1 protein-coding gene is annotated in these 536 nt (G+C 52.6%); it reads left to right on the top strand.

Features of this window, described 5'->3' with window-relative positions:
* The coding region (locus tag B554_RS0100005) for an Ig-like domain-containing protein (RefSeq protein ID WP_029767283.1) at positions 1–536 on the top strand (536 nt) is incomplete at both ends.

Genomic DNA, 536 nt, shown 5'->3' with positions numbered 1-536 from the left:
GCACCGAATGCACCGGTATTGAATCCGATCAATGCAACAGATCCAGTGACAGGGACAGCAGAAGCGGGTTCTACGGTTAAGGTGACCTTCCCGGATGGCACGACAGCAACTGTTGTTGCAGGCCCAGATGGGAAATGGACAGTACCAAATCCAGGTGATTTGACAGATGGTCAAACAGTGACTGCAACTGCGACAGACCCGGCAGGCAATACCTCATTGCCAGGTACGGGCGTGGTTTCAGCAGACATCACTGCACCAGTGGTGGCTTTGGATGATGTGCTCACCAATGACAACACACCAGTGTTAACGGGTACGGTGAACGACCCGACAGCGACGGTGGTGGTGACTGTCGATGGTGTGAACTATACAGCGACCAACAATGGTAATGGTACCTGGACACTGGCAGACAATACGCTTCCAGCATTAACAGACGGTCCGCATACCGTGACTGTGACTGCCACTGATCCAGCAGGTAATGTGGGTACAGATACAGCGGTATTGACGATTGATACCACTGCACCGAATGCACCGGTATT

This window comes from Acinetobacter sp. GG2, from assembly GCF_000292385.1.
Taxonomy (GTDB): Bacteria; Pseudomonadota; Gammaproteobacteria; order Pseudomonadales; family Moraxellaceae; genus Acinetobacter; species Acinetobacter seifertii.
Note: the sequence above shows the minus strand (reverse complement) of the source record. Positions and strands in the feature narration are given on the sequence as shown.